Source organism: Pseudomonas baetica, assembly GCF_002813455.1.
GTDB lineage: Bacteria > Pseudomonadota > Gammaproteobacteria > Pseudomonadales > Pseudomonadaceae > Aquipseudomonas > Aquipseudomonas baetica.
Map to the genome: position 1 here is coordinate 3,314,684 of NZ_PHHE01000001.1, position 22,189 is coordinate 3,336,872.

General features: G+C 60.5%; 22 protein-coding genes and 1 pseudogene. 13 read left to right on the forward strand and 10 right to left on the reverse strand.

The features are described from left to right. The first annotated feature begins 175 nt into the window (after window positions 1-175). The 4 genes from coxB to ATI02_RS15040 all read left to right on the forward strand — a co-directional run bounded on the left by coxB (window position 176) and on the right by ATI02_RS15040 (window position 4,566). Window positions 176-1,303, forward strand: a complete 1,128-nt coding sequence (coxB, locus tag ATI02_RS15025) for a cytochrome c oxidase subunit II (RefSeq protein WP_095190263.1) — start codon at window positions 176-178, stop codon at window positions 1,301-1,303. A gap of 82 nt (window positions 1,304-1,385) precedes the next feature. Further along, on the forward strand, window positions 1,386-2,972 hold the full coding sequence (gene ctaD / locus ATI02_RS15030; RefSeq protein ID WP_095190262.1) for a cytochrome c oxidase subunit I: 1,587 nt from the start codon (window positions 1,386-1,388) through the stop codon (window positions 2,970-2,972). Window positions 2,973-3,101: 129 nt separating this feature from the next. After that, on the forward strand, window positions 3,102-3,653 hold the full coding sequence (locus ATI02_RS15035) for a cytochrome c oxidase assembly protein (protein WP_095190261.1): 552 nt from the start codon (window positions 3,102-3,104) through the stop codon (window positions 3,651-3,653). A gap of 25 nt (window positions 3,654-3,678) precedes the next feature. Next, a complete protein-coding gene (locus tag ATI02_RS15040; RefSeq protein WP_095190260.1) occupies window positions 3,679-4,566 on the forward strand; it encodes a cytochrome c oxidase subunit 3 in 888 nt (295 codons plus the stop codon). A 3-nt stretch (window positions 4,567-4,569) separates the two neighbouring features. On the opposite strand, the gene ATI02_RS15045 is transcribed toward ATI02_RS15040, so the two are convergent. Continuing rightward, entirely contained in the window at window positions 4,570-4,773 is a 204-nt protein-coding gene (locus ATI02_RS15045) for a twin transmembrane helix small protein (RefSeq protein ID WP_003220344.1), read from the reverse strand. 70 nt (window positions 4,774-4,843) lie between these two features. On the opposite strand from ATI02_RS15045, the gene ATI02_RS15050 reads away from it, so the two are divergent. The 6 genes and pseudogenes from ATI02_RS15050 to ATI02_RS33320 all read left to right on the forward strand — a co-directional run. Next, on the forward strand, window positions 4,844-5,584 hold the full coding sequence (locus ATI02_RS15050) for an SURF1 family protein (RefSeq protein ID WP_100846678.1): 741 nt from the start codon (window positions 4,844-4,846) through the stop codon (window positions 5,582-5,584). Further along, window positions 5,550-6,143, forward strand: coding sequence for a PA_0111/PP_0108 family redox-active disulfide protein (locus ATI02_RS15055; protein ID WP_100848468.1), 594 nt, complete (start codon window positions 5,550-5,552; stop codon window positions 6,141-6,143). The genes ATI02_RS15050 and ATI02_RS15055 overlap by 35 nt, the downstream gene beginning before the upstream one ends. 10 nt (window positions 6,144-6,153) lie before the next feature. Continuing rightward, on the forward strand, window positions 6,154-7,233 hold the full coding sequence (locus ATI02_RS15060) for a COX15/CtaA family protein (RefSeq protein ID WP_095190257.1): 1,080 nt from the start codon (window positions 6,154-6,156) through the stop codon (window positions 7,231-7,233). Beyond that, a complete protein-coding gene (gene cyoE, locus ATI02_RS15065; RefSeq protein ID WP_100846679.1) occupies window positions 7,221-8,120 on the forward strand; it encodes a heme o synthase in 900 nt (299 codons plus the stop codon). The genes ATI02_RS15060 and cyoE overlap by 13 nt, the downstream gene beginning before the upstream one ends. Further along, the gene (locus tag ATI02_RS15070; protein WP_095190255.1) at window positions 8,117-8,752 is read left to right on the forward strand and encodes an SCO family protein; all 636 of its coding nucleotides are present in this window, start codon (window positions 8,117-8,119) and stop codon (window positions 8,750-8,752) included. The genes cyoE and ATI02_RS15070 overlap by 4 nt, the downstream gene beginning before the upstream one ends. Before the next feature lie 18 nt (window positions 8,753-8,770). Then, a pseudogene (locus ATI02_RS33320) lies at window positions 8,771-8,860 on the forward strand (metal ABC transporter ATP-binding protein); the annotation flags it as partial. Between the two features lie 60 nt (window positions 8,861-8,920). Here ATI02_RS33320 and ATI02_RS15080 read toward each other — a convergent pair. From ATI02_RS15080 to ATI02_RS15090, 3 genes are all read right to left on the reverse strand, one after another. Continuing rightward, window positions 8,921-9,691, reverse strand: coding sequence for a MetQ/NlpA family ABC transporter substrate-binding protein (locus ATI02_RS15080; protein ID WP_100846680.1), 771 nt, complete (start codon window positions 9,689-9,691; stop codon window positions 8,921-8,923). 76 nt (window positions 9,692-9,767) lie between these two features. Then, window positions 9,768-10,442 (reverse strand): methionine ABC transporter permease, encoded by a 675-nt coding sequence (locus ATI02_RS15085; RefSeq protein ID WP_100846681.1) that lies wholly within the window; start codon window positions 10,440-10,442, stop codon window positions 9,768-9,770. After that, window positions 10,442-11,449, reverse strand: a complete 1,008-nt coding sequence (locus ATI02_RS15090) for a methionine ABC transporter ATP-binding protein (RefSeq protein ID WP_100846682.1) — start codon at window positions 11,447-11,449, stop codon at window positions 10,442-10,444. Before ATI02_RS15090 ends, ATI02_RS15085 begins: the two co-directional genes overlap by 1 nt. A gap of 259 nt (window positions 11,450-11,708) precedes the next feature. Between ATI02_RS15090 and katE the strand changes: the two genes are divergently transcribed. Next, window positions 11,709-13,850 (forward strand): catalase HPII, encoded by a 2,142-nt coding sequence (gene katE, locus ATI02_RS15095; RefSeq protein ID WP_100846683.1) that lies wholly within the window; start codon window positions 11,709-11,711, stop codon window positions 13,848-13,850. A gap of 124 nt (window positions 13,851-13,974) precedes the next feature. Here katE and ATI02_RS15100 read toward each other — a convergent pair whose 3' ends face one another. From ATI02_RS15100 to ATI02_RS15115, 4 genes are read right to left on the reverse strand one after another with little or no spacing between them, the layout of a single operon-like run. Further along, on the reverse strand, window positions 13,975-14,688 hold the full coding sequence (locus ATI02_RS15100; protein WP_100846684.1) for a PA5502 family lipoprotein: 714 nt from the start codon (window positions 14,686-14,688) through the stop codon (window positions 13,975-13,977). A gap of 37 nt (window positions 14,689-14,725) precedes the next feature. Beyond that, window positions 14,726-15,514 (reverse strand): zinc ABC transporter permease subunit ZnuB, encoded by a 789-nt coding sequence (znuB, locus tag ATI02_RS15105; protein ID WP_007911758.1) that lies wholly within the window; start codon window positions 15,512-15,514, stop codon window positions 14,726-14,728. Beyond that, window positions 15,507-16,292: a zinc ABC transporter ATP-binding protein ZnuC gene (gene znuC, locus ATI02_RS15110; RefSeq protein ID WP_100846685.1), complete on the reverse strand. Its 786-nt coding sequence runs from the start codon at window positions 16,290-16,292 to the stop codon at window positions 15,507-15,509. Before znuC ends, znuB begins: the two co-directional genes overlap by 8 nt. Next, entirely contained in the window at window positions 16,292-16,774 is a 483-nt protein-coding gene (locus ATI02_RS15115) for a Fur family transcriptional regulator (protein WP_095190246.1), read from the reverse strand. Before ATI02_RS15115 ends, znuC begins: the two co-directional genes overlap by 1 nt. Window positions 16,775-16,840: 66 nt before the next feature. Between ATI02_RS15115 and ATI02_RS15120 the strand changes: the two genes are divergently transcribed. After that, complete coding sequence (locus ATI02_RS15120; RefSeq protein WP_095190298.1) at window positions 16,841-17,761, forward strand: zinc ABC transporter substrate-binding protein; 921 nt, start codon at window positions 16,841-16,843, stop codon at window positions 17,759-17,761. A gap of 90 nt (window positions 17,762-17,851) precedes the next feature. On the opposite strand, the gene ATI02_RS15125 is transcribed toward ATI02_RS15120, so the two are convergent. Both ATI02_RS15125 and ATI02_RS15130 read right to left on the reverse strand, forming a co-directional pair. Beyond that, window positions 17,852-18,805, reverse strand: a complete 954-nt coding sequence (locus tag ATI02_RS15125; protein WP_095190245.1) for a homoserine kinase — start codon at window positions 18,803-18,805, stop codon at window positions 17,852-17,854. A 60-nt stretch (window positions 18,806-18,865) separates the two neighbouring features. Further along, window positions 18,866-19,156 carry a DUF2782 domain-containing protein gene (locus tag ATI02_RS15130; RefSeq protein ID WP_095190244.1) on the reverse strand — a complete coding sequence of 97 codons (291 nt, stop codon included), beginning with the start codon at window positions 19,154-19,156 and terminating at the stop codon, window positions 18,866-18,868. A gap of 74 nt (window positions 19,157-19,230) precedes the next feature. On the opposite strand from ATI02_RS15130, the gene polA reads away from it, so the two are divergent. Further along, window positions 19,231-22,035 carry a DNA polymerase I gene (gene polA, locus ATI02_RS15135; protein WP_095190243.1) on the forward strand — a complete coding sequence of 935 codons (2,805 nt, stop codon included), beginning with the start codon at window positions 19,231-19,233 and terminating at the stop codon, window positions 22,033-22,035. The last annotated feature ends 154 nt before the right edge of the window (window positions 22,036-22,189 follow it).

Genomic DNA, 22,189 nt, shown 5'->3' on the forward strand with positions numbered 1-22,189 from the left:
TGCACATTGCAATTCTCAGTCGCTGTCTATACTCGCCATTGAATGGAGTTAGCTGATGACGCCCGACTGCCCAAGCAGCAAGGCCCGGCGATTCAAGTTCGTAGTCTGATGCAGCCGCTCCCTTGCCGAAGGCGTTGCGCCTACGGGATAACAAGAACGATAAGGGGAACCCGCAATGATGCGACATCCACACGTCTGGATGGGCCTCCTGTTGTGGTCGATTTTCAGCCAGGCCAATGCGGCCTGGACTGTGAATATGGCGCCTGGAGCGACTGAAATCAGTCACGCAGTATTCGACCTGCACATGACCATTTTCTGGATCTGTGTGGTAATCGGGATCATCGTCTTCGGCGCCATGTTCTGGTCGATGATGGTGCACCGCCGCTCTACCGGGCAGGTCGCCGCAAAATTCCACGAAAGTACCACCGTCGAAATTCTCTGGACCATTGTGCCGTTCCTGATCCTGGTGGCGATGGCCGTGCCGGCGACCGCCACCCTGATCAAGATGTACGACACCAGTGAGCCGGATATCGATATCCAGATCACCGGTTATCAGTGGAAGTGGCACTACAAATACCTGGGCCAGGACGTTGAGTTCTTCAGCAACCTGGCCACGCCCGCCGAGCAGATCCACAACAAGGAAGCCAAAGGCGAGCATTACCTGCTTGAGGTCGACAAGCCGTTGGTGCTGCCGACCGGGGCCAAGGTGCGCTTTCTCGTGACCTCCGCCGACGTCATCCACTCGTGGTGGGTGCCGGCGTTTGCGGTCAAGCGCGACGCGATTCCGGGTTTCGTCAACGAAGCCTGGACCCGCGTCGACAAGCCGGGCATCTACCGTGGCCAGTGCGCCGAACTGTGCGGCAAGGATCACGGGTTCATGCCGATCGTGGTCGAGGTCAAGGAAAAGGCCGACTACGAAACATGGCTCGCCGAGCGCAAGGCCGAAGCTGCGCAGCTCAAAGAGCTGACCAGCAAGGAATGGACCCTCGATGAGCTTAAAGAGCGCGGCGACAAGGTCTATCACACCACTTGTGTCGCGTGTCACCAAGCCGAAGGCCAAGGCCTGCCGCCAATGTTCCCGGCACTAAAAGGCTCGAAAATCGCCACCGGGCCGATCAAGGATCACCTGAGCATCGTCTTCCACGGCAAGCCCGGCACCGCCATGGCGGCGTTCGGCAAACAGTTGTCGGAAGTCGATATTGCAGCGGTCGTGACCTATGAACGTAACGCCTGGGGCAACAACAAGGGCGACATGGTCACGCCGAAAGAAGTGCTGGAGCTGAAACAGGCGGAAAGCAAATGAGCCGGTCTATTGCGTACTTCGTGAACCAGTCGGGGCTCTGTGCCCCGGCCTGCCCAGCCCACTCACTTGAAGGAGACCGGCCATGAGCGCTGTCATCGATGACCACGGTCACGCCGACCACGCCCACGGCCCCGCCAAAGGCCTGATGCGCTGGGTGCTGACCACCAACCACAAGGACATCGGCACGCTGTACCTGTGGTTTGCGTTCTGCATGTTCCTGCTTGGCGGCTCGTTCGCCATGGTGATCCGCGCCGAGTTGTTCCAGCCCGGATTGCAGATCGTCGAGCCGGCGTTCTTCAACCAGATGACCACCATGCACGGTCTGGTGATGGTCTTCGGTGCGGTGATGCCGGCGTTCGTCGGCCTCGCCAACTGGATGATCCCGCTGATGATCGGCGCGCCTGACATGGCCCTGCCGCGCATGAACAACTTCAGTTTCTGGCTGCTGCCGGCGGCGTTCCTGCTGCTGGTCTCGACCCTGTTCAGCCCCGGTGGCGGGCCGAATTTCGGCTGGACGTTCTACGCGCCGCTGTCGACGACCTACGCGCCGGAAAGCGTGACGTTCTTCATCTTCGCCATCCACTTGATGGGGATCAGCTCCATCATGGGCGCGATCAACGTGGTCGCGACCATCCTCAACCTGCGCGCGCCCGGCATGACGTTGATGAAAATGCCGCTGTTTGTCTGGACCTGGCTGATCACAGCGTTCCTGCTGATCGCGGTGATGCCAGTACTGGCCGGGTGCGTGACGATGATGCTGATGGACATCCACTTCGGCACCAGTTTCTTCAGTGCCGCCGGTGGCGGTGACCCGGTGTTGTTCCAGCATGTGTTCTGGTTCTTCGGCCACCCTGAGGTGTACATCATGATCCTGCCGGCGTTCGGCGCCGTCAGCTCGATCATCCCGACGTTCTCGCGCAAACCGCTGTTCGGCTACACCTCGATGGTCTACGCCACCGCGAGTATTGCGTTCCTGTCGTTCATTGTCTGGGCGCACCACATGTTTGTGGTCGGCATTCCGTTGGTGGGCGAGCTGTTTTTCATGTACGCCACGCTACTGATCGCGGTGCCGACCGGAGTGAAGGTGTTCAACTGGGCGAGCACCATGTGGCAAGGCTCGCTGACCTTCGAAACGCCGATGCTGTTTGCCGTGGCGTTCGTGATCCTGTTCTCCATTGGCGGGTTCTCCGGGCTGATGCTGGCCATCGCCCCGGCGGACTTCCAGTATCAGGACACCTACTTCGTGGTCGCGCACTTCCACTATGTGCTGGTGCCGGGGGCAATCTTCGGGATCTTCGCCTCGGCCTATTACTGGCTGCCGAAATGGACCGGGCACATGTACGACGAAACCCTCGGCAAGCTGCATTTCTGGTTGTCATTCATCGGGATGAACATGGCCTTCTTCCCTATGCACTTCGTGGGTCTTGCGGGGATGCCGCGGCGGATTCCGGACTACAACCTGCAATTCGCCGACTTCAACATGGTCTCCTCGATCGGCGCGTTCATGTTCGGCGCCACGCAGATCTTCTTCCTGTTCATCGTGATCAAGACCATTCGCGGCGGGCCGCCAGCACCGGCCAAACCGTGGGATGGCGCCGAAGGTCTGGAGTGGAGCGTGCCGTCGCCGGCGCCGTATCACACCTTCACTACGCCGCCGGAAGTGAAATGAAACGCCTTGCTTCTGTGGGAGGGGGCTTGCTCCCGAATGCCATTTATCATTCAACAGATAAGTTGACTGACCCGACGCATTCGCGAGCAAGCCCGCTCCCACAGGGGTTCTCGGTTGAGGGATGGAACCATGGCTGACTCGATCTCGCTGAAGAAACTGGTCACCCGCCTGCTCGCCGTGGTGGTGGCGATGTTTGTCTTCGGGTTTGCCCTGGTGCCGATCTACGACGTGATGTGCAAAGCCTTCGGCATCAACGGCAAGACCGGTGGGCAGTACGAGGGCGAGCAGGTGGTCGACACCTCGCGGCAGGTGCGCGTGCAGTTTTTGTCGACCAACACCGCCGACATGCCGTGGGACTTCTACCCCAAACACGACGAGCTGACCGCCAACCCCGGCGCCGTCAACGAGATGATCTTCATTGCGCGCAACCCCACCGACAAACCGATGAGTGCGCAAGCCGTGCCGAGCATCGCGCCAAGCAACGCGGCGGCGTATTTCCACAAGACCGAATGCTTTTGCTTTACCCAGCAGGTGCTGCAGCCCGGTCAGCAGATCGAGATGCCGGTGCGCTTCATTGTTGACCGTGACATGCCCAAGGATGTGAAGCACCTGACGCTGTCCTACACGCTGTTCGATATCACCGCCCGACATCCACCGGTGGCTGTAAACACTGGCGGTTGAGCGTGCCCGATAAGGAGAACAATAAATGGCAACTCATGAGCACTATTACGTTCCGGCCCAGAGCAAGTGGCCGATCATCGCCACGATCGGGATGTTGGTCACCGTGTACGGCCTGGCCGTCTGGTTCAACGATCTGAAGGCAGCGCGCCCGGAATCCCACGGCCCGCTGATCTTTTTCATCGGTGGCTTGCTGGTGGCGTACATGCTGTTCGGCTGGTTCGGCACAGTGATCAAGGAAAGTCGTGCCGGACTTTACAGCGCGCAGCTTGATCGTTCGTTCCGCTGGGGCATGAGCTGGTTCATCTTTTCCGAGGTGATGTTCTTCGTCGCCTTCTTCGGTGCGCTGTTTTACGTGCGGCACATCTCCGGCCCGGCGCTGGGTGGCGAAGGTGCGAAAGGCCTCGCTCACATGCTCTGGCCAAACTTTCAGTTCACCTGGCCGTTGCTGCAAACGCCGGACCCGAAACTGTTCCCGCCGGCCAAGGACGTCATCAGCCCGTGGGGCCTGCCGCTGATCAACACGATTCTGCTGGTCAGCTCCAGCGTGACCATCACCATTGCCCACCATGCCTTGAAGAAGGGCCATCGCGGCGCGCTGAAAATCTGGCTGGCGATCACCGTGCTGCTGGGCTGCGCGTTCCTTGGTTTTCAGGCTGAAGAATATATCCACGCCTACCAAGAACTGGGGCTGACCCTCGGCTCGGGTATCTACGGCGCGACGTTCTTCATGCTCACCGGTTTCCACGGCGCCCACGTAACCATCGGCACGATCATTCTGTTTGTGATGCTGATGCGCATCATGAGGGGTCACTTCGACAACGAACACCAGTTCGGCTTCGAAGCGGCGAGCTGGTATTGGCACTTCGTCGACGTGGTGTGGATCGGCTTGTTCATCTTCGTTTACGTGCTCTGAGCACTACCAAGGCGCATGCGACACCAGTTGGCCGCTGTAGAAGCCCCAGGCGATCAAGCCGACCGTGGCAGCGGCCAATGCCACCCGAACACTCAAGGCGATGACCAGACGATTGGAGCTGCTGTCGTCCTTGACCAGGAAAAACAGGCCGCTGAACAGGCTGATCACCGTGGCAATCAGCAGCAGGACGATGGCTGCTTTGAGCATGGGAAGACTCCGGGGGACAGGCGATGCACTTGAGTATAGCGATCGCGATGCCTGACTTTATGGCGATGCCATGAAGCACTTTCGCCCGGGCGTCATACCGACCGTGGTCGTGGCTCTGTTGCTGCCGCTGCTGGTGTCGCTGGGTTTCTGGCAATTGGGCCGTGGCGCGGAGAAAACCGCGCTGCTTGCCAGTTACGCCGAGCGTCGCGCCGCCGAACCGATGGCCAGCACAGAGCTGGCGAATAGCGCTGATCCGGCCTATCGCCGCGTGCATCTGCACGGTCAGTTCGACGCGGCCCACAGCCTGCTGCTCGACAACAGCCAGCGCAACGGCAAGGTCGGCGTCGAGTTGCTGCAACCCTTTCAGGATCAACGCACCGGCCTGTGGCTGCTGGTCAATCGCGGCTGGCTGCCGTGGCCGGACCGGCGCGTGCCGCCGCAATTCACCACACCCCCGGAGGCGCTGAATATCGACGCCTGGGTCTACATCGCCCCCGGCGCGACCTTCCAGCTGCACGCCGACCCGGTCAGCAATACCTGGCCGCAAACCATCACTGCCGTCGAGCCCGCCAAGCTGTGGAAAACTCTCGAACGCGACGGCTTCGCCTACGAATTACGCGCCGAATCCGGCCCGGCCAGCTATCAGGCTGACTGGCCGGTGGTGGCGATGGGGCCGGAAAAACACCTCGGTTACGCCGTGCAGTGGTTCGCCATGACCATCGCTCTGCTCGGTCTCTACCTCTACTTAGGCTGGCACAACGCAAAGGAGAAACACCATGGGAACGGCCATGAATCCACCCAGCATGTCTGAAACCAAACCTGCCGCCAGCCGTCGTCGCGGACGTCTTCAGTTGCTGCTGATTGTGCTCGGCGTGGTCGGCCCGATGATCCTCGCCACCGGCATGTACAAATTGCAGTTCTGGGTGCCGGAGGGTCGCAGCTATCACGGCGAACTGATCGGCAACGGCCAGACCCGCGCCGACCTCGGCGTGCAGGCGAATGAACAGCGCTGGCAGATGTTGGTGACCGCACCGAAGGATTGCGCCGTGGATTGCCAGCAGTTGGTGTATCTGGCGCGGCAGATCCAGATCGGCCTCGGCCGTGAAGCCGGGCGCGCCAGCCACGCCCTCGCCGCCGCACAACCGCTGACCAGCGATTACGACGCCAAACTCACCCGCGAATACCCACAGTTGCAACGCTATCCGCTGGACGCCGCAGTGTTCAGCAAGACCACGGGCGACAAGGCCACGCCGCAACTGTGGATCATCGACCCCCACGGCAACCTCGTGCTGCGTTACGAGCCGAATGTAAAGGGCAAGGATCTGCTCAACGACCTGCGCCACCTGTTGAAACTGTCGAACATCGGATAAGGGCATCGTCATGGCCAAACCTGGATTTCGCCTCGCGCTGTTTGCCACCCTGCTGGCGCTGATTGTCGTGCTGCTCGGCGCCTACACGCGCCTGACTCACGCAGGCTTAGGCTGTCCGGACTGGCCGGGCTGCTACGGGTTTATCAGCGTGCCGAAAAGCGAAGCCCAACTGGCCCATGCCGAACTGCACTTCCCCGACGCACCAGTGGAAGCGCACAAGGGCTGGAACGAAATGATCCACCGCTACTTCGCCGGCACCCTCGGCCTGCTCATTTCGGTATTGGCCGGGCGCGCGTGGGTCAATCGTCGCCATCCCGGGCTACCGTTGAAACTGCCGCTGTTTCTGCTGGCGGTGGTGTTCGCCCAAGCGGCGTTCGGCATGTGGACGGTGACGCTCAAGCTCTGGCCGCAAGTGGTCACCGGGCATTTGCTCGGCGGTTTTGCGACGTTGAGTCTGCTGTTTCTGCTGACGTTGAGATTGTCTGGAGTGCTGCCGGCGCTGACCGTGCCCAAGCGTCTGCAATATTGGGCGACCGCCGGTTTGTTGCTGGTGATCGGTCAGATTGCGCTGGGCGGCTGGGTCAGTTCCAACTACGCAGCGGTGGCCTGCATCGATTTCCCCACCTGCCACGGCCAATGGTTGCCGCCCGCCGATTTCGCCAACGGCTTTCACCTGACCCAACACATCGGCCCGAATTATCTGGGTGGACAACTCGACAGCGATGCGCGCACGGCGATTCACCTGACCCACCGCATCGGCGCATTGCTGGTGACGCTGGTGCTGCTTGGTCTGGCCTGGCAATTGAAAGTGGTCGGCATGACCCGATTGGCCGGGTTGGTGCTGATCGCCCTCGGCGCACAAATCAGCCTCGGCATCAGCAACGTTATTTTCCATCTGCCACTGCCAGTGGCCGTGGCGCACAACGCCGGCGGTGCAGCGCTGTTGCTGACCCTGGTGCTGGTCAATTATCACGCGCGCACCAGTCTGGTCCGGGTCAGACAACCGGTGCTCGCGCGCTGGCGCTTCAGCCCACGTAAACACTCGGCCGCGCCCATCACAATAAAAGGAGAAACGCCGTGGCGATTCTGATTGGTGAACGTCCCACTCAGGCAATCTGGCGTGATTATCTGGAACTGACCAAACCGAAAGTCGTGGTGCTGATGCTGATCACTTCGCTGGTCGGCATGTTCCTCGCGACCCGCGCCGGGGTGCCGTGGACGGTGCTGGTGTTTGGCAACCTGGGTATCGCGCTGTGTGCCGGAGGTGCGGCGGCGGTCAATCATGTGGTGGATCGGCGCATTGATGCAGTGATGGCGCGCACGCATAAACGGCCATTGGCCGAGGGCCGGGTTTCGCCCGCCGCCGCGTTGACCTTCGCGCTGGTGCTGGCGCTGCTCGGTCAGGCGTTGCTGCTGACCTTCACCAATCCGCTGACCGCGTGGCTGACCCTCGCCTCCTTGCTCGGCTACGCGGTGATCTACACCGGTTTCCTCAAGCGCGCGACGCCGCAGAACATCGTCATTGGCGGTCTGGCCGGCGCCGCGCCGCCGCTGCTCGGCTGGACCGCCGCCACTGGCCATGTCAGCGCCGAACCGTTGCTGCTGGTGCTGATCATCTTCGCCTGGACGCCGCCGCACTTCTGGGCGCTGGCGATTCATCGCAAAGAGGAATACGCCAAGGCCGACATCCCGATGCTGCCGGTCACCCACGGCGAGCACTACACCAAGGTGCATATTCTGCTGTACACCTTCGCGCTGCTGGCGGTGAGTCTGCTGCCTTATGTGATCCACATGAGCGGCGTGCTTTATCTGGTTTGCGCGCTGGCTCTGGGCGCAAGGTTTCTGCAATGGGCCGTGGTGCTGTACCGTGGCACTCGGCCGCACGCGGCGATCAACACGTTCAAGTACTCTATCTGGTACTTGTTTGTGCTGTTCATCGCCCTGCTCGTAGACCACTACTTACTGTTGAACCTATGACTCGAACCCAGAAAACCGTCTTCATCCTCGTCGCCGTGATCGCGCTGATCCTGGGGCTTACCGTCAACAAGGTGCTGAGCGGCAAGGGCCAGGGCGACCCGACCGCGCTGATCGACGCCGGCATTATTCTGCTGCCGCAGAGCCGCACCCTGCCAAACGTGACGATGACCGATCAGGACGGCAAACCGGTCGCCATCGACGAGTTGAAGGGCAAGTGGAGCCTGCTGTTTTTCGGCTACACCTTCTGCCCGGACATCTGCCCGACCACCCTTGCCCAGCTACGTCAGATCAAAAGCGAACTGCCCAAAGACGCTGTGGATAAGTTGCAGATCGTGCTGGTCAGCGTTGACCCGAACCGCGATAACCCGAAGCAGTTGAAGCAGTATCTGGGCTACTTCGATCCGCAGTTCATCGGTCTCACGCCGAGTTCGATCGAAGCGCTGCAAAAGGTCGCCAACGCGGTGAGCATTCCGTTTATTCCGGCCGATACCAGCAAGCCGAATTACACGGTTGATCACAGTGGCAATCTGGCGGTGATCGGGCCGGACGGGACGCAGCGTGGGTTTATTCGGGCGCCGCTGAACAACGCCAAACTGGTGGCGCAGCTGCCGGTGATGCTTAACCGCAAGTAAAACCAACACGGTCCCCCTGTGGGAGCGAGCCTGCTCGCGAAAAGGCCGGCACATTCAACATCTGCATCGACTGACACACCGCATTCGCGAGCAAGCCCGCTCCCACAGGGACACAGGCACAAAAAAGGGGGCGCTCATGGCGCCCCCTTTTCATTGCAGCAATCTGGATCAGAACGCCGGCAACACCGCACCCTTGTACTTCTCGGTAATGAATTTCTTCACTTCCGGGCTGTGCAGGGCAGCGGCCAGTTTCTTCATCGCGTCGCTGTCCTTGTTGTCCGCACGGGACACGAGGATGTTCACGTACGGCGAATCATTACCTTCGATCACCAGCGCATCCTTGGACGGATCAAGCTTGGCTTCCAGCGCGTAGTTGGTGTTGATCAGCGCCAGATCGACCTGGGTCAGCACGCGCGGGATGGTCGCGGCTTCCAGTTCACGGATTTTCAGGTCTTTCGGGTTCTGCGCGATGTCTTTGAGGGTCGACAGGATGTTGGTCGGATCCTTCAAAGTAATCACGCCAGCCTTGGCCAGCAGCAACAGCGCACGGCCGCCGTTGGTGGCGTCGTTCGGGATTACCACGTTGGCGCCGCTTGGCAGGTCTTTCAGATCCTTGATCTTGCTCGAATAGGCGCCCAGTGGCTCCAGATGCACGCCCGTCACGGCCACCAGGCTGGTGCCCTTGGCCTTGTTGAACTCATCGAGGTACGGCTGGTGCTGGAAGAAGTTGGCGTCCAGACGTTTTTCGGCGACCTGTACGTTCGGCTGAATGTAGTCAGTGAAGACCTTGACCTTCAGATCCACGCCTTCTTTGGCCAGGGCCGGCTTCACGAATTCGAGGATTTCCGCGTGCGGCACCGGGCTGGCGGCAACGGTCAGGGTTTCTGCGTGGGCCGAGAATGCCGCAACGGCAGCGAAAGCAGCGATCAGTTTTTTCATTCAGCTAACTCCTTTTGAGGCGCCCGTCTGGCGCCTGCCAGCGAATGGCCGGCTCATTTCTTGATGGTCAGACCGGTTATTTGCGCGAGAAGTGCACAACCAGTCTGTCACCTACCATTTGCAGCACTTGTACCAGAATCAACAGCAGCACCACGGTGACGATCATCACGTCAGTCTGGAAACGCTGGTAGCCGAAGCGAATCGCCAGGTCACCCAGGCCACCGGCGCCGACCACACCGGCCATCGCCGTGTAGGAAACCAGAGTAATCGCCGTCACCGTAATCGCCGCGAAGATGCCCGGACGGGCCTCAGGCAGCAAAGCGTTCATGATGATCTGCCGGGTGGTCGCGCCCATCGACTGGGTCGCTTCAATGATGCCGCGATCGACTTCACGCAGCGCGGTTTCCACCAGACGCGCGAAGAACGGCGTGGCACCCACCACCAGCGGCGGAATCGCACCGGCCACGCCCAGCGACGTGCCGGTGATCAGCACGGTGAACGGGATCATCACGATCAACAGAATGATAAACGGCAGCGAACGCAGAATGTTCACTGCCAGCGACATGAACGCGTAGAGGCCACGGTTTTCCAGCAACTGACGCGGGCTGCAAAGGAACAGCAGCACGCCAAGCGGCAGGCCCAGCAGCACGGTGAACAGCAGCGAACCGCCGAGCATCAGCATGGTGTCGCCAGTCGCCAGCCAGATTTCAAACCAGTCGATGTTTTCGAAGAACGTCTTGAGCAGTTCCATTAACGGAGCACCTCCATGTGAACGTCAGCGGCGGTGAAGCGGGCAAACGCCGCTTCCATGTCGCCACCGGTGACGGCGAGGGTCAATTGCCCGTACGGAATGTCTTTGATGCGGTCGATGCGGCCGGCAAGGATGCTGTAGTCGACGCCGGTTTCCCGGGCAACGGTGCCAAGCAGTGGCGCGTAGGTCGCTTCGCCCTGGAAAGTCAGACGCACGATACGACCCGGCACATGAGCAAAGTCATCACGCTGTTCGCCTTCGTCGATTTGCTCGCTTTCCTGGACGAAGCGCTTGGTGGTCGGGTGCTGCGGATGCAGGAACACATCGGCCACCGAGCCTTGCTCGACGATCACGCCGGCATCCATCACACCCACCTGATCGCACACGCGACGGATCACATCCATCTCGTGGGTGATCAGGACGATGGTCAGTTTCAGCTCACGGTTGATCTCGGCCAACAGTTGCAGGACCGACGCGGTGGTCTGCGGGTCGAGGGCGCTGGTGGCTTCGTCGCACAGCAGAATCTTTGGCTTGGTCGCCAGGGCGCGGGCAATACCGACGCGCTGCTTCTGGCCGCCGGACAACTGCGCCGGATATTTTTTGGCGTGGTCAGACAAACCGACCCGCGCCAGCAACTCGGCGACGCGCTTGTCGATTTCGCTGCTCGACAGTTCGCCGGCCAGGGTCAGCGGCAACGCAACGTTGTCGGCAACGGTCTTGGACGCGAGCAGGTTGAAGTGCTGGAAGATCATCCCGACTTGCTGGCGGAAACGGCGCAGGCCGTTGGCGTCCAGCGCGGTGACTTCTTCGCCGTCGACGATGATCTTGCCGCCACTGGATTCTTCCAGGCGATTGATCAGACGCAGCAGGGTACTTTTTCCCGCACCGGAATGGCCGATCAGGCCGAAAACCTGACCGTTCTCGATCGTGAGACTGGTCGGGTGCAGGGCGGGGATGTCCTTACCGGCGACGCGGTAAGTTTTGTGGACGTTTTGAAACTCGATCACGTAGCGAACCTTGTGGGGCGCGTTAGAAAAGGATCAGCGGTTAGCCGGGCGCGCATTTTAGCCTGTCCGTATAGAGGTTCTTAGCATTTATTTCTCAATTAACCTTCGATTTGGCAATAACAAGATCAAAGGTCATAAAAAAGGAACGCCCGTTCCTGCTCATCGGTCACTAGTTAAGCGACTTGAAACCCTGGGTAACCGTGCCCGGAAACGCTCAAGAGTCCCCGTTGAAAGGGGTCAAACGAGGAGTTTACGTCTGATGAGTACCAAAAAACCTGCCTCCGGCAAAAGTGAACTGGCTGGAACCGACACCCCGGACCGCGCCAACACCAACGCCAAACTCGACAGTCTGGAGAAATTTCGCTCCGACGCCACCGGCCAGGCCCTGCGCACCAATCAGGGGGTAAAAATCGCCGATAACCAGAATACCCTCAAGGCCGGCCCCCGCGGGCCGTCGTTGCTGGAAGACTTCATCATGCGTGAAAAAATCACGCACTTTGACCATGAGCGCATTCCGGAGCGCATCGTCCACGCCCGCGGCACCGGGGCTCACGGCTTCTTTCAGGCCTACGAGAATCATGCCGCGCTGACCAAGGCCGGTTTCCTACAGGATCCGGGGAAAAAGACGCCAGTGTTCGTGCGTTTTTCCACCGTACAGGGGCCGCGCGGCTCCGGTGACACCGTGCGTGACGTGCGCGGTTTTGCCGTGAAGTTCTTCACCGACGAGGGCAACTTCGACCTGGTCGGCAACAACATGCCGGTGTTTTTCATTCAGGACGCGATCAAGTTCCCTGACTTCGTCCACGCGGTAAAACCTGAACCGCACAACGAAATCCCTACCGGCGGCTCGGCTCACGACACCTTCTGGGACTTCGTATCGCTGGTGCCGGAGTCGGCGCACATGGTCATCTGGGCGATGTCCGACCGGGCGATCCCGAAAAGCCTGCGCAGCATGCAGGGCTTTGGCGTGCACACCTTCCGGCTGGTCAACGCCGAAGGCAAATCGCGCTTCGTCAAATTCCACTGGCGCCCTACAGCCGGCACTTGCTCGCTGGTGTGGGACGAGGCGCAGAAACTCGCCGGTAAAGACACCGACTACCACCGTCGCGACCTTTGGGAATCGATCGAGATGGGCGACTACCCGGAATGGGAACTGGGCGTGCAGATCATCGAAGAGGAAAACGAGCACGACTTCGAGTTCGACATCCTCGACCCGACCAAGCTGATCCCCGAAGAAATCGTGCCGATCACGCCGCTGGGTAAAATGACCCTCAACCGCAACCCGGACAATTTCTTTGCCGAGACCGAGCAAGTTGCGTTTTGCCCGGGCCACATCGTGCCGGGCATCGACTTCTCCAATGACCCGCTGCTGCAAGGTCGGCTGTTTTCCTACACCGACACGCAGATCAGCCGACTCGGTGGACCGAATTTTCATGAGCTGCCAATCAACCGCCCGGTGGCGCCGTTCCATAACGGCCAGCGTGATGCTCAGCACCGCACAGTGATCGACAAGGGACGCGCGTCTTACGAGCCAAACTCGATCGATGGCGGCTGGCCGAAAGAAACCCCGCCTGCCGCGCAGGATGGCGGTTTCGAGACCTATCCGGAGCGTATCGACGCCGCCAAGATCCGCCAGCGCAGCGAGTCGTTCAGCGACCACTTCTCCCAGGCGCGCCTGTTCTTCAACAGCATGAGTGCGCATGAGAAGGAACACATCATTGCCGCCTACAGCTTTGAGTTGGGCAAGGTTGAGCGTGAGTTCATCCGCGCGCGGGAAGTGAATGAAATTCTGGCCAATATCGACCTGGAACTGGCCAAGCGTGTGGCGGCCAATCTGGGGCTGCCTGCGCCGACCAAAGGCACGGTCGAGGTGCGAAAAACATCGTTCGACCACTCGCCTTCACTCAGCCAGGCGAATCTGCTGCCGGAAAATATCAAGACGCGCAAAGTGGCCATTCTTGCTGCCAACGGCGTCGATGGTGCAGCGATTGATGCGATGAAGAAGGCATTGGCCGCTGAAGGTGCACACGCCAAGTTGCTGGGGCCGACTTCAGCGCCAGTGAAGACTGCCGATGGCAAAAGCCTGCCGGTGGATGCATCGATGGAAGGTATGCCTTCAGTGATTTTCGATGCGGTGTTCGTGCCGGGTGGCGCGGCGTCGATCAAAGCGTTGAGCGGTGAGGGCGTGGCGCTGCATTACGTGCTGGAGGCCTATAAGCATCTGAAGGCGGTTGCCTTGCACGGCGAAGCCAAGCAGTTGCTGGATGTGCTGAAGCTGGAGACGGATGCCGGGTTGCTCGAGGGTAAGGATATCGGGGCGTTGACCAAGCCGTTCTTTGCCGCAATCGGGCAGCATCGGGTTTGGGCTCGGGAGCCTAAGGCGAAAGCCATTCCGGCCTAAACGTTATTTGCTGACTGACAGGACGCCTTCGCGAGCAAGCCCGCTCCCACTCTGGATCTGCGTCGAACACAACATTTGTGGGCACAGCAGATCAAGGGTGGGGGCGGGCTTGCTCGCGAAGCTTTTAGGGTTTTTGCGGACTTAGAACCATCTGCGCCGGCACCGTGCGCAAAATCTGCTTCTCGATCTTCAGATCAAAATCCGGATTCAATTTCTTCACCCGCTTGGTCAGCAACGTCGCCAACCAAGGGTAATCGTTGGTGCGGGGCGCCTGAATGCTCACCGCGCACTCGTAATTCACCACATCAGCGGCGATCGCGTCGAGTTGCCGGCGAAGTTTGCGGCTATCGGTGATGTTCAGCGCCACGGTGGTGCTTTCGGCGGTCGGATCGATCACCTTGGCTTTTGGCTTGGCTTCCGCGGCCAGCAATGCGGCTTCGGCCTTTTCCAGCTCGGCCTTGCGCGCTTCGGTGATGGCGCCATTGACGCCACCAGTCAGCGCCGGGGCCTTGGGCATCAGCGCACGGGCACGGCTCAACGCTGTGGCAGCAGCGTTTACATCACCCTTCTGCAGGACAATCTGGCTGCGGCGCAGATACGCCTCGGCCAATTGTCGCTGGTATTGCTCAAGGGATTGATCGTTGGGCGTTTCGGCCTGCAAAGCGGCCAACTGGTCTTCGGCTGTGGCCAGTTCGCTGCTGGCCAGGTTTTGCTCCAGCTGTGCGATGGCCGTAGCCCGCGCATCGGGGATCTGGGCCACCGGCGGCGTGCTTTGGCAGGCGCCCAGCAGCACGGAAAATGCGACAAGGAGCAGATAACGGGAGGCGAACGGCTTCATTCCTGCGACTCTCTAATTGCGCAAAAAGCGAGCAAGTCTACACCCCTCGACGGGGCAGAACAAAACTCAGCAGAAACAGTGCGGCCGCCGTTACAACAATTGACGGGCCGGCCGGGGTGTCCTTGAACCACGACAGCGCCAGGCCGCCACACACGGCGAGCATGCCCAGCAGGCTCGCGCCCAGTGCCATCTGCTCCGGCGAACGGGCGTGACGCTGTGCCGCAGCCGCCGGGATGATCAACAGCGAGGTAATCAGCAACACACCGACGATTTTCATCGCCACCGCGATCACCACCGCAATCAACAACATCAGAGCCATACGCAGGCCAGCCACCGGCAGGCCTTCGACTTTGGCCAACTCTTCATGCACGGTGATCGCCAGCAGCGGTCGCCACAGCGTCACCAGCAATACCAGCACTGCCGCGCTACCGCCAAGGATCCACGCCAGATCAGTCGGGCTGATCGCCAGCAGGTCGCCGAACAGATAGGCCATCAGGTCGATCCGCACTTCATGCATGAAGCTTAGTACCACCAACCCGAGAGAGAGCGTGCTCGGTGCGAGAATTCCCAAAAGCGTGTCGGACGCCAGTGGTTGGCGCTGTTGCAGGGTCACCAGCAACACCGCCAGCAGCAGACAGCCGACCGTCACCGCGACCGTCGGGCTGACATCCAGCAAAAAGCCCAACGCCACGCCGAGCAATGCGGCGTGGGACAAGGTATCGCCGAAATAGGCCATGCGCCGCCAGACCACAAACGATCCGAGCGGCCCTGCAACGATCGCCAACGCCAGACCTGCAAGCAGGGCATACAACAGAAAATCAGCCATGCTTGCAGCTATCTCCATGAACGTGGGGTTGGCCGGAAACCGGGCCTTTGACCACTGAACCGTGCAGGTCATGGGCGTGGTCGTGATGGTGGTGATAAATCGCCAGGCTCTGCGCGTTCTTGCCGAACAACTCGACAAACGCCGGATCGCCGCTGACCTGCTCGGGATGCCCGGAGCAGCAAACGTGGCGGTTGAGGCACACCACCTGGTCGGTGGTGCTCATCACCAGATGCAGATCGTGAGAAACCATCAACACACCGCAGCCGTGGCGGTCGCGCAGACGGGTGATCAGGCTATACAACTCGGCTTGGCCGGCCACGTCGACACCTTGTACCGGCTCGTCGAGCACCAGCAGTTCCGGTTCACGCAGCAACGCCCGGGCCAGCAGCACGCGCTGCATTTCACCACCGGAAACGCTTTGCACCGGGCTTTCGATGACCTGTTCGGCGCCGACTTCCTTGAGCGCAGCCAATGCGCGCGGGCGATCAACACCCGGCACCAGCCGCAGGAAGCGCAGCACCGACAGCGGCAAAGTCGGATCGACGTGGAGTTTTTGCGGCATGTAGCCCACGCGCAGTTTCGGCTTGCGCCAGACACTGCCGCTGTCCGGCTTCAACAGCCCGAGCACGGCGCGCACCAACGTGGTCTTGCCAGCGCCGTTGGGGCCGATCAGGGTGACGATTTGTCCCGGCTCGACGCTCAGCTCGATGTTGTCCAGCACGGTCTGCCCGGCAAACGTGACGGCGACTTGCTCCAGACGGATCAGCGCGTTGCTCATCAAGCCCCCTGGCAACCGGAGCACAGGCCGACCACTTCGACGGTCTGCGCCTCGACGATAAAACCGACATCCTTGGCGCTGTTAATGATCGCGTCGCTGATCACTTTTTGCTCAAGTTCGATGGCGGCGTGGCAATCGCGGCAGATCAGGAACTGGCCCTGATGCGAATGTTCCGGGTGCACGCAGCCGACGAAGGCATTGAGTGAGGAGATGCGGTGCACCAAGCCGTTTTCCAAAAGGAAATCCAGCGCCCGGTAAACGGTCGGCGGCGCGGCGCGGCGGCCGTCCTGCTCGCTGAGCACGGCGAGGATGTCGTAGGCGCCCAGCGGCTTGTGGCTCTGCCACACCAGCTCCAGCACCCGGCGGCGCAACGCGGTCAGGCGCAAGCCTTTCTGCGCGCACAAGGTATCGGCCTCGGACAATGCGCTGTGCACGCAATGAGAGTGGTCGTGGGGACGGCTGGCAATCGGTGTAATAGGCATGGGCGGCGACGAGTTTTGATAGAGACGTTATTATGTTACCCGTTCTCGCCTCCTTGAGTGGTCATCGTGTCCCGACTTTTTTCTGTTTTTGTGGCTTTTGTCGCCAGTTTCCTGCTGATCGGTTCGGCTCAGGCCGAGGTCAAAGTCCTCACCAGCATCAAACCGTTGCAGCTGATTGCAGCAGCCGTGCAGGACGGCGTGGCGATCCCCGAAGTGCTGCTGCCGCCGGGTGCCTCACCGCATAACTACGCGCTGCGTCCATCCGACGTACGGAAGGTGCAAGCGGTGGATCTGCTCTACTGGATCGGCCCGGACATGGAAGGTTTCCTGCCGCGCGTGCTGAACGGTCGTACGCTGCCGAGCGTCGCCGTGCAGGATCTGCCGGGGATGAAACTGCGTCATTTCGCTGAAGACAGTCATTCCCATGCAGAAGAGGCCGACGATCATGACCACGATCACCGCCCGGGCACGCTGGATGCGCATTTGTGGCTAACGCCGGTCAACGCGCGGGTCATTGCCGACAAAATGGCCGCTGACCTGAGTGCGGCTGATCCGGCGAATGCTGAACGTTATCAAAGCAACGCCAAGGCATTCGACGAGCGTCTGGATGCGTTGGACCTGCGCTTGAAGAAACGACTGGCCAGCGTTGAAGGCAAACCCTACTTCGTGTTTCACGAGGCGTTCGATTACTTCGAAGAGGCTTACGGCCTGAAGCACACCGGCGTATTCAGCGTTGCCGCAGAAGTGCAACCGGGCGCGCAGCACGTGGCGGCGATGCGCAAGCGTTTGCAGGAAGTGGGTAAGACTTGCGTGTTCAGCGAACCGCCATTGCGGCCGCGCCTGGCGGAAACGCTGGTGGCTGGCTTGCCGGTGAAACTGGCGGAGCTGGATGCACTGGGCGGCTACACCCCGGCGACTGCTCAGGGCTACGAGCAGGTTTTGGAAAAATTGGGCAATGATCTGGCCGGTTGCCTGGAATCTCTTTAACCCCGGCATCGGCGTCGACCCATTCGCGAGCAAGCCCGCTCCCACATTGGATTTAAACCAATGTGGGAGCGGGCTTGCTCGCGAAGCTTTTTAAAGGGCAAAAGGCAACGGTGTACTGACCTGCTGCCGTTGCGCCAACCGCTGCTCGAACTCCTGCGGATCGTGAATCAACACATCCTGCCCGGCAAACTGCTCAGCCGCGATCAACCGCGACAGCCAGAAGCGCACACACGCCACGCGCAGCATGGTCGGCCACAACTCTGCTTCTGCCGCCGAGAACGGACGCAGCGCCGCATAGGCACCGAGGAATGCACGCGCCCGCGGGCCATCGATCAAGCCGTCATCGTCCGAACACCAATCGTTCAGGGCAATCGCCACGTCATACAGCATCGGTCCCGAGCAGGCGTTGTAGAAGTCGATCAGCCCGGTCAGGTGCGTACCTTCAAACATCGCGTTGTCACGGAACAGGTCGGCGTGAATATTCGCCCGTGGCAGCGCGAGAATTTTCTCTTTCTGCTCTGTGATTTCATCCAGCGCCTTTCGCAGCAGTGCACGCGGCTCATCGCTCAGGTGCGAGAGAAACTCCGTGCCCTCCTCCAGCATCCAGTCCAGGCCACGATCGGTCTTGCGTTTGATCATGCGCTCGCCCTGGGTCGCCAGGTGCAGATGTGCCTGCAACTCACCGACCTGCGCGCAATGCTGAGCATTGGCGACCTTGATGTGCTTGCCAGACAGACGCGGTTGCAGCAGCGCCGGCTTGCCTTTGAGTTCACGCAACGCCACGCCGTCAGTGGTACGCAATGCGTAAGGCACCGGCAGATCGGCTTCGTGGAGGACGTCGAGCAGGTCGATGAAAAACGGCATCTCCTGCACCGGGCCGCGCTCAACCAGGGTCAGGACGAATTCGCCCTGCTCCAGGCTGATAAAGAAGTTGGTGTTTTCGCTGCCGGCGGCGATCCCCTGGAAATCAAGCAGGCGGCCGAGCCCGTAGGGGGCGAGAAAGGTTTCCAGCTCGGGCCGAGCCAGGGGGGTGAACACAGACATGGTTAAAAACTGCTCAGTTCGGGCGCCGCTATCAAAGCGGCGCCGATTAAAATTAAGAGACTACTTCCATTCGAAAATCTTCCACGACGGAATCAGCATATCCGGCTGATCCGAACGGATGAAATTTGCATCCGTCCCGTCGGCACGCACCAGAAAATAAGGCGGGGCGCCCTTTACCGTGACCTTGATCGCATACAGGAAACCGTTTTGCCGGTACTCCTGAATGGTCTTGTCGCCTTCCGTGCGAATGGTAACTTCCGGATCCGCTGACGGCGCATCATCCGCCGCCATCGCGACCAGGGGTGAGGCAGCAATCAGACCGACCAGCAGCAAGCGATTTAACGTACGCATGATAACCTTGTCCCTTTGTCGTCAACGGTCCCGCTATTCTAGCGCCGGGCCCGCCGAAAAGGTTGATTCTGCTCATGAGCCAAGCCCCCCTCGTCCTGGTGGACGGTTCGTCTTACCTGTACCGCGCTTTCCACGCCCTGCCTCCTTTGACCACGTCCAAAGGCCTGCCAACCGGTGCGGTCAAGGGCGTGCTGAACATGCTCAAGAGTCTGCGCAAGCAGTACCCGGACAGCCCGTTCGCCGTGGTGTTCGACGCCAAGGGCGGGACATTTCGCGATGAGATGTACGCCGAATACAAGGCCAACCGCCCGAGCATGCCCGACGACATGCGCGTGCAGATCGAACCGCTGCACCAGAGCGTGATCGCCCTCGGCTTCCCGCTCTTGTGCGTGGAAGGCGTCGAGGCTGACGACGTGATCGGCACTCTGGCGCGCAGCAGCGCAGCGGCGGATCGCCCGGTGATCATCTCCACGGGCGACAAGGACATGGCGCAACTGGTCGACGGCCACATTACCTTGGTCAACACCATGTCCGGTAGCTCGATGGACGTGGAGGGCGTGAAGGAGAAATTCGGCGTCGCTCCGGAGCAGATCATCGATTATCTGGCGCTGATGGGCGACTCTTCCGACAACATTCCAGGCGTTCCGGGTATCGGCCCGAAGACCGCGTCCGGCCTGCTGGTCGGCGTCAACGGCGGCCTCACCGAGCTGTACGCGAATCTCGACATCGTCCCGACCCTGCCGATTCGCGGCGCCAAGACCCTGCCGGCCAAGCTCGAAGAACACAAGGAGATGGCGTTCCTCTCCTATCAACTGGCGACCATCAAGGTCGACGTGCCGCTGGACGTCGAGCTCGACGATCTGCAAATGGGCGCGGAAGACCCGGCCAAGCTCTACGAGCTGTACTCCCTGCTCGAATTCAAAAGCTGGATCAACGATCTGGATCGCGACGCCAAACGTCTGGAACTGAGCGCTGCCGCCACGCCTGAACCCGCAGGCGACCTGTTCAGCGCGCCGGAAGCCCAAGCGCCAGCCGCCCCCGCTGAAGCCGCCTATGAAACCATCCTCGATCAGGCGCGGTTCGACGTCTGGCTGGAAAAACTGAACAACGCCAAGCTGTTCGCCTTCGACACCGAAACCACCGGCATCGACGCGCAACAGGCGCAACTGGTCGGCCTGTCGTTCGCCGTGCAGGCCAACGAAGCGGCGTATATCCCGCTGACCCACTCTTACATCGGCGTGCCTGAGCAACTGGATCGCGATACCGTGCTGCGCGCACTGAAACCGATTCTGGAAGACCCGACCAAACTCAAGGTCGGCCAGCATGCCAAGTTTGACATGAACATCCTGGCCAACTGCGCCATTGGTGGCGACCAGAACGAAGGCATCACCGTGCGCGGCATCGCCTTCGACACGATGCTTGAGTCCTACGTGCTCAACTCCACCGCCACCCGTCACGACATGGACAGCCTCGCGCAGAAGTACCTGGATCACACCACCGTGAGCTTCCAGGACATCGCCGGCAAAGGTGCCAAGCAGCTGACTTTCGACCAGATTGCCTTGGAGCAGGCCGGGCCGTATGCCGCCGAAGACGCCGACATCACCCTGCGTCTGCACCAGACCCTGTTCGAAAAACTCAGCGCGATCCCGAGCCTGGCCAGCGTGCTGACCGACATCGAAATCCCGCTGGTACCGGTGCTCGCGCGCATCGAGCGCCAAGGCGCCTTCGTCGATGCCGAGTTGCTCGGTATCCAGAGCATCGAGCTGGGCAACAAGATGGTCGCGCTGGAGCGCGAAGCGTTCGAGATCGCCGGGGAAGAATTCAACCTTGGCTCACCCAAGCAGCTCGGCGTGATTCTCTACGAGAAACTCGGCCTGCCGGTTTTGAAAAAAACCGCCAAGGGCCAACCGTCCACCGCTGAAGAAGTCTTGGCGAAACTGGCCGAAGATGATCACCGCTTGCCGAAAGTGCTGATGGAGCACCGTTCGATGAGCAAGCTGAAAAGCACTTACACCGATCGCCTGCCGGAGCAGATCAACCCGCGAACCGGGCGTATCCACACGTCTTACCATCAGGCGGTGGCATCCACCGGGCGCTTGTCCTCCAGCGATCCGAACCTGCAGAACATTCCGGTACGCACCGCTGAAGGCCGGCGCATCCGTCAGGCGTTCGTTGCGCCAAAAGGCTACAAACTGCTGGCGGCGGACTATTCGCAGATCGAACTGCGGATCATGGCGCACCTGTCCAAGGACGAAGGCTTGATGAACGCCTTCCGCAATAACCTCGACGTCCACACTGCCACCGCTGCCGAAGTGTTCAAGGTCGAACTCAACGAAGTGACTTCCGACCAGCGCCGTGGCGCCAAGGCGATCAACTTCGGCCTGATCTACGGCATGGGCGCGCAGAAGCTGGGCAAGGACATTGGCGTCGACACCAAGACCGCGAAGGCCTACATCGATACTTACTTCGCCCGTTACCCAGGCGTTCGCGAGTACATGGATCGCACCCGTGCGCAGGCGGCAGACCAAGGTTACGTGGAAACGTTTTTCGGGCGTCGCCTGTACCTGCCGGAAATCAACTCGAACAAGCCGCAGGAGCGCGCCGCCGCCGAACGCACGGCGATCAACGCGCCGATGCAGGGAACGGCCGCGGACATCATCAAGAAAGCCATGGTGGCGGTGGACAACTGGCTCGCGACTTCCGGGCTGGACGCCAAAGTCATTCTGCAGGTACACGATGAACTGGTACTGGAGGTTCGCGAGGATCTGGTCGAGCAGGTCAGCAGCGAGATTCGTCTGCACATGAGCGAAGCGGCGAAGCTGGATGTGCCGTTGCTGGTCGAAGTGGGTGTGGGCAACAATTGGGATGAGGCTCACTGAGCCATTTGACGATGGTCTTGCCGCGACACAACGTCGCGGCAGCGCCGGTAAACCTGCTTATTTCGAAAAGCGCTTGGGACTATTCCAAAGCTTTTTGAAAAAAATCTGAACTAATCTGGCAGACCACTACTCAGAGTTACTGAATGGCTGGTGA